We start from the raw sequence: 15238 nt of genomic DNA on the forward strand, positions 1-15238 counted from the left end.
TTTGCGGCAGTGCAGCATAAATTTCATAGGGTAATTTCATGATATGAAATGCTATATCGTAATTTGAAAAATACTAAATACGCTGTTAGAATCCCCACACTAAACCGACTTAATAGTAAATAATCAGCGAAATACCGTCCGACAGCGATCCGGAAAATCGGGGTGGGGCGTTCACAAAGGAGACTCAACAGATGTCAGCTCAACTGAACCAGGTAACGACACAGATCGGCACCGACCCGGATATGCAGGAAACCAAGGAGTGGCTGGACGCGCTCGAAGCCGTGCTGGAAAATGAAGGTCCGGAACGCGCGCATTACCTGATGGAGCGCATGGTTGACCTGGCCCGCCGCCGAGGCGCCCAGATCCCGTTCTCCAGCACCACCGCCTACGTCAATACCATCCCCACCAAGCAAGAAGCACACTGTCCCGGCAACCTGGAATACGAAGAGCGCCTGCGCTCGTGGATGCGCTGGAATGCCATGGCCATGGTGGTCAAGGCCAACCGCGCCGACGGCGACCTGGGCGGCCACTTGTCCTCGTTCGCGTCGCTGGCGAACATGCTGGGCATCGGTTTCAACCACTTCTGGCACGCGCCGACGGCCGACCATGGCGGCGACCTGCTGTACATCCAGGGCCACTCCTCGCCCGGCGTCTACGCGCGCGCCTTCCTCGAAGGCCGTTTGACGGAAGAGCAAATGCTGAACTTCCGCAAGGAAGTCGATGGCAAGGGCCTGTCCTCGTACCCGCATCCGAAGCTGATGCCGGACTTCTGGCAGTTCCCGACCGTGTCGATGGGCCTGGGCCCGCACATGGCGATCTACCAGGCGCGCTTCCTGAAATACCTGCACGCACGCGGCATCGCCAAGACCGACAACCGCAAGATCTGGGCCTTCTGCGGCGATGGCGAGATGGACGAGCCAGAGTCCTTGGGCGCGATCGGCCTGGCCGCACGCGACATGCTCGACAACCTGGTCATCGTGGTCAACTGCAACCTGCAGCGCCTGGACGGCCCCGTGCGCGGCAACACCAAGATCATCCAGGAACTGGAAGGCGAATTCCGCGGCGCGGGCTGGAACGTCGTCAAGGTCATCTGGGGCCCGGGCTGGGACGCCCTGCTGGCGCAAGATAAAGAAGGCATCCTGCAGCGCGTGATGATGGAAACCGTCGACGGCGAATACCAGAACTACAAGGCGAAAGACGGCGCCTACGTGCGCAAGCACTTCTTCGGCAAGCATCCGAAGCTGCTGGAAATGGTTGCCAACATGACCGACGACGACATCTGGCGCCTGACCCGCGGCGGTCACGATCCGCACAAGATCTACGCGGCCTTCAAGATCGCCCAGGAACACAAGGGCCAGCCGACCGTCCTGCTGGTGAAAACCATCAAGGGCTACGGCATGGGCAAGTCGGGCGAAGCGCGCAACACGGCGCACCAGACGAAAAAACTGGACGACGAAGCCATCCGCGAAATGCGCGACCGCTTCTCGCTGCCTATCCCGGACGACAAGCTGGCCGACATCCCGTTCTTCAAGCCGGCCGACGACGCGCCGGAAATGGTCTACCTGCACGAGCGCCGCAAGGCCCTGGGCGGCTACCTGCCGCAGCGCCGCCAGAAAGCGGAAGAAACCCTGCCCGTGCCTGGCCTGGACGCGTTCAAGAACGTGCTGGAAGCGACGCCGGAAGGCCGCGAAATCTCGACCACGCAAGCGTTTGTGCGCGTCATTTCGACCCTGCTGAAAGACCCGAATCTGGGCCAGCGCGTCGTGCCTATCCTGGTCGATGAATCGCGTACCTTCGGCATGGAAGGCCTGTTCCGCCAGATCGGCATCTACAATCCGAAAGGCCAGTTGTACGAGCCGGTCGACAAGGACCAGGTCATGTACTACCGCGAAGACAAGGCCGGCCAGATCCTGCAGGAAGGCATCAACGAAGCGGGCGGCATGAGCTCGTGGATCGCCGCGGCGACGTCGTATTCGACCAACGACCGCATCATGATCCCGTTCTACACCTTCTACTCGATGTTCGGCTTCCAGCGCATCGGCGACCAGGTATGGGCTTCGGCCGACATGCGCGCCCGTGGCTTCCTGATGGGCGGCACGGCCGGCCGCACGACGCTGAACGGCGAAGGCTTGCAGCACGAAGATGGCCACAGCCATATCTTCGCCGCGACCATCCCGACCTGCATGCCGTACGACCCGACCTTCAGCCATGAAGTCGCCGTCATCATCCAGGACGGCCTGCGCCGCATGATCGCCAACCAGGAAGATGTGTTCTACTACATCACGATCATGAACGAGAACTACGCCCAGCCAGGCATCAAGCCGGGCCAGGAAGAAGGCATCCTGAAAGGCATGTACAAGCTGCAGGAAGGCAAGGCTGACGCCAAGCTGCGCGTACAGCTGATCGGTTGCGGCACCATCCTGCGCGAATCGATCTTCGCCGCCGAATTGCTGGAAAACGACTGGGGCGTGGCCGCGGACGTATGGTCGGCGCCGTCGCTGACCCTGGTGGCCCGCGATGGCCAGGATGCGGAACGCTGGAACATGGTCAACCCGTCGAAACAGCAGCGCGTGCCGTACGTGACGTCGCTGATGCAGGACACGGATGGCCCGATCGTTGCCACGACCGACTACATGCGCGCATTTGCAGAACAGATCCGCGCCTTCATGCCGAAGGGCCGCACCTACAAAGTGCTCGGTACCGATGGCTTTGGCCGCTCGGACAGCCGCGCCAAGCTGCGCGAGTTCTTCGAAGTGAACCGTTATTATGTCACTGTGGCCGCGCTCAAATCGCTGGCTGACGAAGGCAAGATCGACGTGTCGGTGGTGGAGCAGGCGATCGCCAAGTACGGCATCGACGCGAACAAACCGAATCCGGTGACCCAGTAATCGTTGTGCGGACCCGATGATGCCAGGGCGGTGCGAAAGTGCCGCCCTGGCGTGTGTGCGGGTCCATCTGACAAATAAAATAACGGAGCAAGCTATGAGCATTGTGGAAGTCAAAGTCCCGGATATCGGCGATTTCAAGGAAGTCGAGATCATTGAACTGATGGTCAAGCCAGGCGACACGGTCAAGGTCGACCAGTCCCTCATCACGGTCGAATCGGACAAGGCCAGCATGGAAATCCCATCGAGCCACGCCGGTGTCGTCAAGGAATTGAAAGTCAACGTGGGCGACAAGATCGCCGAAGGCTCGCTGGTCCTGCTGCTGGAAGTGGCGGACGACGCCTCGGCCCCGGCGCCTGCCGCCGCTGCCGCCCCGGCACCTGCCGCTGAAGCCGCCCCTGCCGCCGCTCCTGCGGCCGCGCCTGCGCCTGCCGCCCCAGCCGGCGCGCCGGCCCTGGTCGACGTGACCGTGCCCGATATCGGCGACTTCAAGGAAGTCGAAGTCATCGAACTGATGGTCAAGGTCGGCGACACGATCAAGGTCGACCAGTCGCTGCTGACGGTCGAATCGGACAAGGCCAGCATGGAAATTCCATCGAGCCATGCCGGTATCGTCAAGGAATTGAAAGTCAAGGTCGGCGACAAGGTTGCCAAGGGTAGTCTGGTGCTGGTGGTGGAAACGACCGGTGGCGCTGCCGCCCCGGCCGCTGCTCCTGCCGCCGCGCCTGCGCCGGCCGCGCAAGCTGCCGCCGCACCAGCCGCCGCCGTCGCTTCGGCGCCGGTCGCTGCCGCTCCAGCCGCCGCACCTGCCGTGAACGGCAAGCTGGCGCACGCGTCGCCATCGATCCGCAAGTTCGCGCGCGAACTGGGCGTGGACCTGGCCCGCGTGGGCGGTTCCGGTCCGAAGGGCCGCATCACCCAGGAAGACGTGCAGAACTTCGTCAAGGGCGTGATGTCGGGCGCCGTTGCCGCACCAAATGCTCCAGCCGCTGCCAAAGGCGGTTCCGGCGTGGGCCTGGATCTGCTGCCATGGCCGTCGCTGGATTTCAGCAAGTTCGGCACGACCGAATTGCTGCCGCTGTCGCGCATCAAGAAAATCTCGGGTCCGAACCTGCACCGCAACTGGGTCATGATCCCGCACGTCACGCAGTTCGACGAAGCGGACGTGACGGATCTGGAAGCGTTCCGCGTCGACACCAACGCGGCCAATGCAAAGAACAAGGATGCGGCCAAGCTGACCATGCTGGCCTTCGTCATCAAGGCTTCCGTCGCCGCGCTGAAGAAATTCCCCGCGTTTAACGCCTCGCTCGACGCCAAGGGCGAAAACCTGATCCTCAAGCAGTACTACAACATCGGCTTCGCGGCCGACACGCCGAACGGCCTGGTGGTACCTGTGATCAAGGGCGCGGACCAGAAGTCGGTCTCGCAGATCGCCCGCGAAATGACGGAACTGTCGCTGCAGGCGCGCGAAGGCAAGCTGAAACCGGCCGACATGCAGGGCGCCAGCTTCACGATTTCGTCCCTGGGCGGCATCGGCGGCACGCACTTCACGCCTATCGTCAACGCGCCGGAAGTGGCGATTCTGGGTCTGTCGAAAGCCTCGATCAAGCCGGTATGGGATGGCAAGGCCTTCCAGCCGCGTTTGATGATGGGCACCTCGCTGTCCTACGACCACCGCGTGGTCGATGGTGCGATGGGCGCGCGATTCTCCGTGTACCTCGGCGAAGTCCTGGCCGACATGCGCAAAATTCTGCTGTAAGGAGCGATTGATGAGCACAGTAGAGGTAAAAGTACCGAATATCGGCGACTTCAAGGAAGTCGAAGTCATCGAACTGATGGTCAAGGTGGGCGACACCATCAAGGTGGACCAGTCCCTGATCACGGTCGAATCGGACAAGGCCAGCATGGAGATTCCATCGACCCACGCGGGCGTCGTCAAGGAAGTCAAGGTCAAGGTCGGCGACAAGATCGCCGAAGGCAGCGCGCTGCTGGTGGTGGAGGCGTCGGAAGGCGCGGCCGCTGCCGCGCCAGCTGCCGCTCCTGCACCGGCGGCAGCCGCTGCGGCCCCTGCGGCGGCACCAGTTGCCGCCGCCATCCCGGCCGGCAATTACAGCGGCCAGGTCGACATCGACGTCGACATGATGGTATTGGGCGGCGGTCCTGGCGGCTACTCGGCGGCGTTCCGCGCGGCCGACCTGGGCATGACGACGGTCATCGTCGAGCGCTACGCCACCCTGGGCGGCGTGTGTCTGAACGTGGGCTGCATCCCGTCGAAGGCGCTGCTGCACGTGGCATCCGTCATCGACGAAACGGCGCACATGTCCAACACGGGCGTGACGTTCGCCAAGCCGACGATCGACATCGACCAGGTACGCAAGTACAAGGAAGGCGTGATCTCGAACATGACGGGCGGCCTGGCCGGCATGGCCAAGGCGCGCAAGACGCAGGTCGTCACCGGCGTGGGCCAGTTCCTCTCCGCGAACCACATCGAAGTGACGGCAGGCGACGGTTCTAAAAAAGTCGTGCAGTTCAAGCAGGCCATCATCGCCGCCGGTTCGTCCGTGGTGAAGCTGCCGTTCGTGCCGGAAGACCCGCGTATCGTCGATTCGACGGGTGCGCTGGAATTGCGCCAGATCCCGAAACGCATGCTGGTCATCGGCGGCGGCATCATCGGCCTGGAAATGGCGACCGTTTATTCGACCTTCGGCGCGCGCATCGACGTGGTCGAAATGATGGATGGCCTGATGCAGGGCGCGGACCGCGACGCCGTCAAGGTATGGCAGAAGTTCAACGAGAAGCGCTTCGACAACATCATGACCAAGACCAAGACGGTCGCCGTTGAGGCGTTGCCGGAAGGCATCAAGGTCACGTTCGAAGCGGCCGAAGCGGGTGCCACGGCACCGGCACCGCAAGTCTACGACCTGGTGCTCGTCGCCGTGGGCCGCAGCCCGAACGGCAAGAAGATCGCTGCCGACAAGGCCGGCGTGAACGTCACCGACCGCGGCTTCATCGAAGTCGACAGCCAGATGCGCACCAACGTGCCGAACATCTTCGCCATCGGCGACCTGGTCGGCCAGCCGATGCTGGCGCACAAGGCCGTGCATGAAGCCCACGTGGCAGCGGAAGCTGCCGCCGGCCAGAAGTCGCACTTCGACGTCAAGGTGATCCCGTCGGTCGCCTACACGGATCCGGAAGTGGCATGGGCCGGCATCACGGAAGACGAAGCGAAAGCCAAGGGCATCAAGGTCGAGAAAGGCCACTTCCCGTGGGCCGCTTCCGGCCGCGCCGTGGCCAACGGCCGCGCCGAAGGCTTCACCAAGCTGCTGTTCGACGCGGAAACGCACCGCATCATCGGCGGCACCATCGTCGGCACGCATGCGGGCGACATGATCGGCGAAATCGCGCTGGCCATCGAAATGGGCTGCGACGGCACCGACATCGGCAAGACCATCCACCCGCACCCGACCCTGGGCGAATCGATTGGTATGGCAGCCGAAGTGTACGAAGGCGTGTGCACGGACTTGCCGCCGCCGCGCAAGCGCTGATGTTGTAGCGTTGTGACACTAAAAACCCCGCAAGCGATTGCGGGGTTTTTTATTGTCCAGATACGATTAAATACTTCACCGTTGGCAGCATCGTCGGCACGCATGTGGGCGACAGGTGAAAAATGAAGCGGCGAAATCGCGCTGACCATCGAAATGGGTTGCGACGGCACCGACATCGGCAAGACCATCCACCCGCACCCGACCCCGGGCGAGTCGATCGGCAGGTTGGCAAAAGCGCACCGAAGTGTACGAAAGCGTGTGCACGGACTTGCCGCCGCCGCGCAAGCGCTGATAAAAAATTAACTTTCAGTACAAAAAACCGGGATGTGTTCCCGACTTTTTTTATTTCCCTTGACCTTCAGCAGGGTAAAACGTGGCGCGGCAGCACCATGTGAAAATTGGTGAGTATTGCCGTATGGAAAAAATGGCAGAATGGCGGTCTGTAACCATGTTTTGCTTCTATGGACGCGTGCGATTTTTCCAGCAATGTTGCCAGCATGGGAGTCGGTCAAGTTCCGCTGTACCAGGAGCCTGTCCCAGCAGATGTATACATCCCTTGCTGGCGCCCCTCGGAAGCGGGGAGTCGTCGCGTGGCTCGCTACGCATCCTCCTCACGCCTTGTCAGCGCTCCTGATGAACTGCCAGCAGAAGACGCTCCTTATTGGGATAGGCTCTAAGAAAGTTTTGCAACGATGAGAAAATTTACCGCCCTTCATATCGCCGATGTCCGTTTGCGCCGGGCTGATGAGCAAGAGCAAGCCGTGATGCTGCATGCCTTGTACCAGGATGTGGCCGCTATCCTGGCGGCGGGCAAGAGGATCGATGCGATTTTCTTCACGGGCCAGCTGGTGGCGCCGGACGCCTGTGCCGGCACGACACCCGTGTACGTCTACGAATACTTCCTGCGCCCCTTGCTGCAGGCGGCCAGCTTGCCCGGTGCGCGTTTCTACCTGGTGCCGGGCAGCCGCGCGCAGGGTGTCGCCGCGGCGGCGCTGGGCAATGCCGGCTTCAGCTTTTTCTCTGCCGACGAGCACGCCAGTGCGGAGCAGCGCGCGCACTACAAGAATATCCACGCCGTGTTCCATGGCCACCAGCATACGGGCGATGCCAGCTCGCTGATGAAGTCGCTGGGCATTCTGTTCAAGAGCAATCCAGGCAGCCTGTACGGTGCGAATGGCCAGATGGCGGCATTTTCCGTGCTCGAGTTCGCCACGGGAGAGGCGGATGGCGGCGGGGCAGGCGCGCAGTGGACGGTGTCGCTGCGCGAGTTCGATGACGTGAGCAAGAGCTTCGCCCTGTCGGTGCTGTACACGCCGAATGGCCAGGAAACGGGGCAGGTGGATGCCGAGTATGTGTTTGCCACCTTGCTGCCGCAGCTGGCGGGCGATCGCGCCTATCTCGATGGCTTGCTGGGCAAGGCGGGCGCGCAACGGCGCGAGGACGCCGGCGTCGCTGCCGATGCGCGCGAATTCCTCATCGAGCTGGCGTTCGTGATGTTCGAAGCCAAGAGCGTGTTCCTCAGCGAGGTGGAGCTCGAGCGTTTTGTCAGCGACTATTGCGGCGTGAAGGGCTGGAGCATGGCGGCCGGGGACTGGCTGGCGCCGCTGTATGCGCATGGCTTGCTGCTGTGTGCCGATGGCCAGGTGGCGTTTTCCTTCGATTACTTCCGCACGTATTTCCTGGCGCAACGCTTTGAAACCTCGTTCGACCTGATGCGCTACGGCCCGGACCGCTACGATGGAAGTGAGTCTTCACTCAGCGTTGATGGCGTGTCGGCGGCCCAGCCTTTCCTGCGTGCGCTGGGCTTGAACGATGAACAGGTCGAAGCGGCGCTGCCGGAAGACTGCAGCCGCCCTGGCTGACTTCCGGGGCCAGCCGTGCCGCGTCAGTCCGCCAGCGGCTGGCGCAGGGTGCCGCGCAGGAACAGGTCCAGGCTGAGTGCAACCTTGGTGCGCAGCTGTGCGACATCCGGCTGCGCCTGTGGCGGGAATAGCAGGCGCGACATCTGGTCGCCCAGCAGGCAATTGAGCAGGTGCAGCGCCAGCATGGATGGCGTCAGCTCTGCGCGAAACAGGGGCGCGATGTCGGGGCGGCTGAAAAACTTGGTCAGCATCTCGCGCGTCTGTCCCGGTCCCACCTTGTAAAACGTTTCCGCCAGTTCCGGGTGCGTGGCCGCTTCGGCCACCACCATGCGATTGAGGCGGATCGCCGCCGGCATGGTGACCAGTTGCACGAACAGCAGGCCGAACTCGCTCAAAATGGCGGGCAGGGGCCGCATATCCGTTTCCAGCGCCGGCATGGTCGAGAAGTAGGCGGCGCGGCGCAATTCCACCACGGCATTGAACAAGCCCGACTTGCCGCCAAATTTCACGTAAATCGTGCGCACGGCCACATGGGCTTCGCGGGCGATCATTTCCAGGCTGACCTTCCCATACCCTTTTTCCAGAAACAGGCAGCCGGCCGTGTGCAGCAGGTTTTCCATGCGCGCTTCCATGTCGGCCGCGCGCGGGCGGCCGGCTGGCTTGCCGCAGCAGGAAAGCTCCTGGGCGGCGGCGTCGGATTCTGTATCGGTGGGCAAAGTATCGCTGAGGCCGGGATCGGACATGGTCTGGGTCTCTTTATAAGGTGGAAGGTAAGTGATGGCTCACACTGTAGTGCAAATTAAAATGAAATGCAATCGTTTCATTTCTTGACTTTGCCTTTTCTTTGCCCAATAATGAACCTATATCATTTCATTTTCGGAGCGAGTATGTCCAACCAGCCAGGCCAAGCAGAGCACAAGGTGCTGAGCGCCGTCCCACCCGCGGCCCCTGCCGCACCTTCCACGCCCGCCGCTTCCGCCAGCTCCGCACCACCGAATAACCGTGTGAAAATCATCGCCGGCCTGATCGTCCTCGTCGCGCTGGGCGCCGGCGCGCGCATGTGGTACCGCAGCCACTATTTCGTGGAAACGGAAAATGCCTATGTGGCCGGCCACGTGCATCCCGTCTCGGCGCGCATTTCCGGCGTCGTTACCAAGGTCTTTATCGACGACAATCAAATCGTGAAAGAGGGCGACGTGATCGCCGAACTCGATCCCTTCGACCAGCGCGTGAAAACCGAGCAGATCGCCGCGCAGATCGCCAGCGCCGAGCAGCAAGTGCTGCAAGCGGACGCGCAGATCGCCCAGGTGCAGGCGCAAGCGAGTGCCGCCCAGGCGCAAGTGGCGCAAGCCGATGCGCAATTGCTGCGCGCGAAACAGGATGCGGACCGTTATGGCCAGCTGTACACGAGCCAGATGAAAGCCGTCTCGAAGGCGGAACTCGACGCGGCCAACGCGGCCCGCTCGAGTGCCGTGGCCGACCTGGCCGCCCGCCGCGACAGCGCCTCGGCCGCCAAGTCGCAGATCGGTGCGGCGCAAGCTGCGCGCGACGTGGCCAAGGCACAAGTGGCCGTGCTGCGCGTGCAATTGAAGGACGCGGAACAGCAGCTGCAATACAACCGCATCCTGGCGCCCGTCGCCGGCCGCATCGGCAAGCGCAACGTGGAAACGGGCATGCGCGTGCAGCCTGGCCAGCAATTGACGGCCATCGTGCAGGACAACGTCTGGGTCACCGCCAACTTCAAGGAAACCCAGCTGGCCGACCTGCACCGCGGCCAGAGCGTGCACGTGACCATCGACGCCATGCCGGGCAAGAAACTCGTGGGCACCGTGGACAGCTTCGCTCCTGCCTCGGGCGCGCAATTCGCCCTGCTGCCGGCCGATAACGCCACCGGCAACTTCACCAAGATCGTCCAGCGCGTGCCCGTGAAAATCGTCTTCCAGCCGGAAGACATCAAGGGCATGAATGGCCGCCTGGTGCCGGGTATGTCGGTGATTGCCGAAGTGGAAGTGAACCAGCCTGCGTCGGACAAGGCCGAGGCCCCGCGCCACGCCGCCGCTCCTGCCGCACAGACCACCGCCCGCTAAGCTTCCATGAGCAGCTCCTCCACCACGCTGGCGAAGCCGCCAGCGTTTCCCGTGATTGACGAGAAAGTTTCCGGGCGCACCTGGCTGGCGGTCGCCGCCGGCATGCTGGGCGCCTTCATGGCGGTGCTCGACATCCAGATCACCAACTCCTCGCTCAAGGATATCCTTGGCTCGCTGTCGGCCACCCAGGAAGAGGGCTCGTGGATTTCCACGGCCTACCTGGTGGCGGAAATTATCGTCATTCCCCTCACCGCGCTGCTGGCGCGCGTGTTCGGACTGCGTACCTACATGATCGGCACCACCGCTTTCTTCCTGCTGTTCTCCACCCTGTGCGGCACGGCCTGGAACCTGGAAAGCATGATCGTCTTCCGCATGCTGCAGGGGTTCACGGGCGGCGCCCTGATACCGATGGCGTTCACCCTGGTGATGCTCAAGCTGCCGCCGTCGAAGCGTGCCGTCGGCATGGCCATCTTCGGCCTGACGGCCACCCTGGCGCCGGCCATGGGCCCGACCCTGGGCGGCTACCTCTCCGAGCTGTATGGCTGGCCCTCGATCTTCTACATCAACTGGGTGCCGGGCGTGCTGCTGATCGCCGGCATGATCTATGGCCTGGACAAGGAGCCGATGAAGCTCGAGATGTTCTGGAAGGCCGACTGGCTGGGCATCTTCTTCATGGCCCTGGGCCTGGGCTGCCTGACGATCTTCCTGGAAGAGGGCAATTCGAAGGACTGGTTCGACTCGGGTTTCATCATCACCTTCGCCGCGCTGGCCCTGACGGGCATCCTGGGCTGGGTCGTCACCAGCGCCACGCGCGCCGAACCGTTCGTCAACCTGGGCCTGTACGGCCAGCGTAACTTTTTGGTCGCCACCGTGCTGTCGGCCGTGACGGGCATGGGCCTGTACGGCTCGGCCTTTTTGCTGCCCCTGTTCCTGGGCCAGATCGCCGGCTATTCGCCGATGCAGATCGGTGAAGTCATCATGTGGGTGGGCTTGCCGCAGCTGTTCATCATGCCGTTTGTCGCCAAGCTCTCGTCCGTGGTGGACAACCGCATCCTGTGCTCGTTCGGTCTCTTGCTGTTCGGCGGCTCGTGCATGATGAATGCCTACATGGATGCGTCCACCGGCTACGACCAGCTGCTGTGGTCGCAGGTCGTGCGCGCGCTGGGCCAGCCCTTCGTCATGCTGACCCTGTCGAACTTCGCCATGAAGGGCATCGCGCCGAAGGACATGCCGTCCGCTTCGAGCCTGTTCAACATGACGCGCAACCTGGGCGGCTCGATCGGCATTGCCCTGCTGGCCACGGCCCTGAGCACCCGCGAACACTTCCACTCGCAGCGCCTGGGCGAGGCGATCAATGCCTATTCCAGCGCCACGCAGCTGCGCATCGACCAGCTGACGTCGTCGTTCATGGCCAAGGGCTATGACGCCGTCACGGCTGGCAACCAGGCCTTGCAGGCGATCGACGGCATCGTGCGCCGCGAGGCGTATGTGATGGCTTACAACGATGGCTTCTTCCTGATCGGCGCCATCCTGCTGGCCTGCATCGTGCCCCTGTGGCTGGCCGACAAACTCAAAGCTCCCGGTGGCGGTGGCGGCGGTCATTGACCGCGCCCGCATACACCTCAAGAACAAGAAGGTAATCATCATGCAAACCATCATGCAAACAGTAATGACGAAAATCGCGCTTGCCGCTTCCCTTGCCGTGGCGCTGTCCGCCTGCGGCACCGTGGGCCAGGATTTCACGGCCCCGGCAAACGTGGCCGGCACCGACACCTTCCGCCACGGCGCGGCCGCCGCGGATGCCGCGCAGCTGCCCAAAGAGTGGTGGCGCATCTACGGCGACGCGACCCTGAACCGCCTGGAACAGAGCGCGCTGCAGGACAATCCCAGTGTAAAAGCGGCCGGCGAGCGCCTGCTGCAGGCGCTGGCGCAAAGCGGCACGGCGCGCGCCAACCAGGGCCCGAGCGTGAACGTCAGCACGGGCATCTCGAACTCGCGCACCTCGGCCAACACTTCGCAGGGCCTGGCCCTGGGCAACCGCTCGATCAGCGGCAATAACTTCTCCGTGGGCGGCTCGCTGTCGTATGAAGTCGACCTGCTGGGCCGCGTGAAACGCATGGTCGAGGCGGCCGATTCGCAGGCGCTGGCGGCGCAGGCGGACCGCGACGGCGTGCTGCTGATGCTGTCGTCGCAAGTGGCCAGCAATTACTGGCAGCTGCGCGGGCTGGACGCGGAAATGGCGATCCTGAATGGCGCCCTGGACACGCGCCGCGAGTCGGCGCAGCTCGTCGAGGCGCGCTTCAATGCAGGGCTGACGAATGAGCTGGACCTGGCGCGCGCGAAAGTCGAACTGTCGAACGCGCAGGCCGACCTGCATGAAGTCAAGCGCCAGCGCAACCAGCTGGAAAACAGCCTGGCCGCCCTGACGGGCAAGCCGCCGTCGGCGCTGCAATTGCCGGTGGCCGCCGAGCCTTCCAGCCTGCCGCTGCCGCCAAGTATCCCTGTCGGCCTGCCTGCCAGCCTGCTGGCGCACCGTCCGGACCTCGTGTCCAGCGTGGCGGGCCTGCGTGCGGCGAACGCGCAAGTGGGCGTGGCAGAAGGCGCGTTTTACCCGTCGCTGCAATTGACGGGCAATTTCGGCTACGCCTCGGAAAAACTGCGCGACCTGGCGCAGGGCGGTTCGCGCCAGTTCAGCTTTGGCCCGCTGGCCCTGTCCCTGCCGATCTTCGACGGCGGCCGCAACCAGGCCAATCTGGACCTGTCCAAGGCGCGCTATGCGGAAGCCGTGGCGAACCATGAAACGAAGCTGCTGACGGCCTTGCGCGAAGTGGAAGACGCGCTGTCCGACGTGGAGCAGCGACAGTTGCAGGGCGATGCCCAGGCCCTGTCGCAGGCAGCGGCGGCGCGCGCCTACCTGGTGGCGCGCACGCGCTACGAGCGCGGCATCTCGACCTACCTGGACGTCACCGATGCCCAGCGCAGTTCGCTGGCGGCGGATCGCGCCGCCGCGCAGATCAAGACCCAGCGCCTGCTGGCGACGGTCGCCGTGGCGAGGTCTCTCGGCGCCGGCTGGCAGCCGGACGGCGAGCTGGCCAGGCTGGCGTCGGCGCCCGCCGCAAAGGCCAACTAAGTACGACGATTACGTGAGCGTGGCCGGTGGCGGTGTCGCCGCCGGCCCGTAGCGTTCCAGCAGAAAATCGATGAAGGTCGTCAGCTTCGGCGTGGGCTGGCGGTCGCGCGCATACACGAGGTGCATGGGGCGTGGCGCCGGCACGTAGCCGGCCAGCAGCGGCACCAGCCTGCCGGCGGCGATATCGCTGGCCATCAGGATCTCCGCCTGCATGACGATGCCGAAGCCGTGCAGGGCCGCCACGCGCAGCGCCTGACCATTGTTCGAGCGGAAGCGGCTCTCGCGCACGGGGCTGCCATCGTCGTCGCCGCTCCTGGCCAGGCGCCAGCGCACATGGCGCGTCCATTGCATGAAGTCCAGGCATTCGTGGCGCGCCAGGTCGGCCGGCGTGCGCGGCGTGCCGTGCTTTGCCAGATATGCGGGCGCGGCGCAGATCACCATCGCATACGGCCGCAGCACGCGCGCCACCATGGCGGAATCTTCCAGCTTGCCGATGCGGATGGCCGCATCGAACCCTTCTTCCACCAGGTCCACCATCCTGTCGTTCAGGTTCAGTTCCAGGCTCACTTCCGGATACGCATCGAGGTAGTCGGCCATCAGCGGCGCGATGCACTCGCTGCCGAAGGACACGGGCGCCGTGATCTTCAGCTTGCCGCGCGGCGCCGCGCGCATGGCTTCCGCACCCCGTTCGGCCGCATGGATGCTGGCCAGGATCTGACGGCACTGTTCCGCATACTGCTGGCCGATTTCCGTCAGGCTTTGCCGCCGCGTGGTGCGCGCCAGCAGCCGCGCGCCCAGCCGCTCTTCCAGGTATTTGATGTGCTTGCCCACCATCACGGGCGAAATCTGGAACGCCTCGGCGGCGGCCGTGAAACTGCCTGCATCGACGACGGCGACAAAAATCTCCATGCTGCGCAATTTATCCATGGCATCCCGATTGCAAACTATAGATTAGTAATCTTGTAAATTCTAGCGTATTTATTCCTTTTTGTAAGCGGCGCATACTGGCTCCATCGTTCAACCCACACAAGGAAGCAGCATGAAAATCGTCATCATCGGCGCCAGCGGCACCATCGGCACGGCCGTCGCCGCCCAACTGGCGCAACGCCATGAAATCATCGAAGTGGGCAGCCGCAGCGGCACGCACCAGGCCGACATGGGCGACATCGCGCAAGTGCGCGCCCTGTTCAAGCGCATCGGCAAGGTCGATGCCGTCGTCGTCACGGCCGGCAAGCTGCATTTCGGCCCGCTGAGCGAATTTACGCCCGAGCAATTCCGCCTGGGCCTGGACAGCAAGCTGATGGGCCAGGTCAACGTGGCGCTGGTGGCGCAGGAATACCTGAACGACGGCGGTTCGATTACCTTGACCAGCGGCATCGTGGCCGAGCAGCCGATCCGCTTCGGCACGGCCGCCAGCATGACCAACGCGGCCGTGGAAGGTTTTGTCAGGGGCGCCGCCATCGAGTTGCAGCGCGGCGTGCGCATCAATGTCGTCAGCCCGACGGTGCTGGCCGAATCGCTGGAGTCGTACGGCCCCTTCTTCTATGGCTTCGAGCCGGCCGCCGCCAGCCGCGTGGCCCTGGCCTACAGCCGCAGCGTGGAAGGGGCGCAGACGGGGCAGGTGTACAAGGTCTGGTAAGCCAGCGCTGCAGGCGGGGGCATTGGTGGATTACAATTTGCCTCACTTGGGTCAGTCCTGTCGATCGGAAAGTGCCACATTGCGGCACTT

11 protein-coding genes are annotated in these 15238 nt (G+C 63.4%); 8 read left to right on the forward strand and 3 right to left on the reverse strand.

The window, feature by feature from the left end; genetic code table 11:
* The first annotated feature begins 191 nt into the window (after positions 1-191).
* The 3 genes from aceE to lpdA all read left to right on the forward strand — a co-directional run bounded on the left by aceE (position 192) and on the right by lpdA (position 6430).
* A complete protein-coding gene (gene aceE / locus OX462_RS05745) occupies positions 192-2888 on the forward strand; it encodes a pyruvate dehydrogenase (acetyl-transferring), homodimeric type (RefSeq protein WP_099408847.1) in 2697 nt (898 codons plus the stop codon).
* 94 nt (positions 2889-2982) lie between these two features.
* On the forward strand, positions 2983-4644 hold the full coding sequence (gene aceF, locus OX462_RS05750) for a dihydrolipoyllysine-residue acetyltransferase (RefSeq protein WP_409027978.1): 1662 nt from the start codon (positions 2983-2985) through the stop codon (positions 4642-4644).
* A gap of 10 nt (positions 4645-4654) precedes the next feature.
* The gene (lpdA, locus tag OX462_RS05755) at positions 4655-6430 is read left to right on the forward strand and encodes a dihydrolipoyl dehydrogenase (RefSeq protein ID WP_409027979.1); all 1776 of its coding nucleotides are present in this window, start codon (positions 4655-4657) and stop codon (positions 6428-6430) included.
* A gap of 299 nt (positions 6431-6729) precedes the next feature.
* On the opposite strand, the gene OX462_RS05760 is transcribed toward lpdA, so the two are convergent.
* Positions 6730-6942, reverse strand: coding sequence for a hypothetical protein (locus OX462_RS05760; RefSeq protein ID WP_139142974.1), 213 nt, complete (start codon positions 6940-6942; stop codon positions 6730-6732).
* 180 nt (positions 6943-7122) lie between these two features.
* Here OX462_RS05760 and OX462_RS05765 point away from each other — a divergent pair, with 180 nt between their 5' ends.
* Positions 7123-8292, forward strand: a complete 1170-nt coding sequence (locus OX462_RS05765) for a hypothetical protein (protein WP_139142975.1) — start codon at positions 7123-7125, stop codon at positions 8290-8292.
* Between the two features lie 23 nt (positions 8293-8315).
* Here OX462_RS05765 and OX462_RS05770 read toward each other — a convergent pair whose 3' ends face one another.
* Entirely contained in the window at positions 8316-9035 is a 720-nt protein-coding gene (locus tag OX462_RS05770; protein WP_070312825.1) for a TetR/AcrR family transcriptional regulator, read from the reverse strand.
* 144 nt (positions 9036-9179) lie between these two features.
* Here OX462_RS05770 and OX462_RS05775 point away from each other — a divergent pair, with 144 nt between their 5' ends.
* Genes OX462_RS05775 through OX462_RS05785 form a run of 3 tightly spaced genes read left to right on the forward strand, consistent with a single transcriptional unit; the run spans position 9180 to position 13509 of the window.
* On the forward strand, positions 9180-10379 hold the full coding sequence (locus tag OX462_RS05775) for an HlyD family secretion protein (protein ID WP_409027980.1): 1200 nt from the start codon (positions 9180-9182) through the stop codon (positions 10377-10379).
* 6 nt (positions 10380-10385) lie between these two features.
* Positions 10386-11984, forward strand: coding sequence for a DHA2 family efflux MFS transporter permease subunit (locus tag OX462_RS05780; RefSeq protein ID WP_070223738.1), 1599 nt, complete (start codon positions 10386-10388; stop codon positions 11982-11984).
* 52 nt (positions 11985-12036) lie between these two features.
* The gene (locus tag OX462_RS05785; RefSeq protein ID WP_409027981.1) at positions 12037-13509 is read left to right on the forward strand and encodes an efflux transporter outer membrane subunit; all 1473 of its coding nucleotides are present in this window, start codon (positions 12037-12039) and stop codon (positions 13507-13509) included.
* Between the two features lie 9 nt (positions 13510-13518).
* Here OX462_RS05785 and OX462_RS05790 read toward each other — a convergent pair whose 3' ends face one another.
* Positions 13519-14436, reverse strand: a complete 918-nt coding sequence (locus tag OX462_RS05790) for a LysR family transcriptional regulator (protein WP_409027982.1) — start codon at positions 14434-14436, stop codon at positions 13519-13521.
* A gap of 112 nt (positions 14437-14548) precedes the next feature.
* Here OX462_RS05790 and OX462_RS05795 point away from each other — a divergent pair, with 112 nt between their 5' ends.
* Entirely contained in the window at positions 14549-15148 is a 600-nt protein-coding gene (locus OX462_RS05795) for a short chain dehydrogenase (RefSeq protein WP_070223736.1), read from the forward strand.
* The last annotated feature ends 90 nt before the right edge of the window (positions 15149-15238 follow it).

Origin of the sequence: Janthinobacterium aestuarii (assembly GCF_046113285.1) — a bacterium.
Classification (GTDB): Bacteria; Pseudomonadota; Gammaproteobacteria; order Burkholderiales; family Burkholderiaceae_D; genus Janthinobacterium.

Excerpts from the sequence above, each read along its gene's own strand:
- aceE (WP_099408847.1), top strand. The coding sequence starts at position 192 with ATGTCAGCTCAACTGAACCAGGTAACGACACAGATCGGCACCGACCCG.
- OX462_RS05785 (WP_409027981.1), top strand. The coding sequence starts at position 12,037 with ATGCAAACAGTAATGACGAAAATCGCGCTTGCCGCTTCCCTTGCCGTG.
- OX462_RS05795 (WP_070223736.1), top strand. The coding sequence starts at position 14,549 with ATGAAAATCGTCATCATCGGCGCCAGCGGCACCATCGGCACGGCCGTC.
- lpdA (WP_409027979.1), top strand. The coding sequence starts at position 4,655 with ATGAGCACAGTAGAGGTAAAAGTACCGAATATCGGCGACTTCAAGGAA.
- OX462_RS05775 (WP_409027980.1), top strand. The coding sequence starts at position 9,180 with ATGTCCAACCAGCCAGGCCAAGCAGAGCACAAGGTGCTGAGCGCCGTC.
- aceF (WP_409027978.1), top strand. The coding sequence starts at position 2,983 with ATGAGCATTGTGGAAGTCAAAGTCCCGGATATCGGCGATTTCAAGGAA.
- OX462_RS05780 (WP_070223738.1), top strand. The coding sequence starts at position 10,386 with ATGAGCAGCTCCTCCACCACGCTGGCGAAGCCGCCAGCGTTTCCCGTG.
- OX462_RS05770 (WP_070312825.1), bottom strand. The coding sequence starts at position 9,035 with ATGTCCGATCCCGGCCTCAGCGATACTTTGCCCACCGATACAGAATCC.
- OX462_RS05765 (WP_139142975.1), top strand. The coding sequence starts at position 7,123 with ATGAGAAAATTTACCGCCCTTCATATCGCCGATGTCCGTTTGCGCCGG.
- OX462_RS05790 (WP_409027982.1), bottom strand. The coding sequence starts at position 14,436 with ATGGATAAATTGCGCAGCATGGAGATTTTTGTCGCCGTCGTCGATGCA.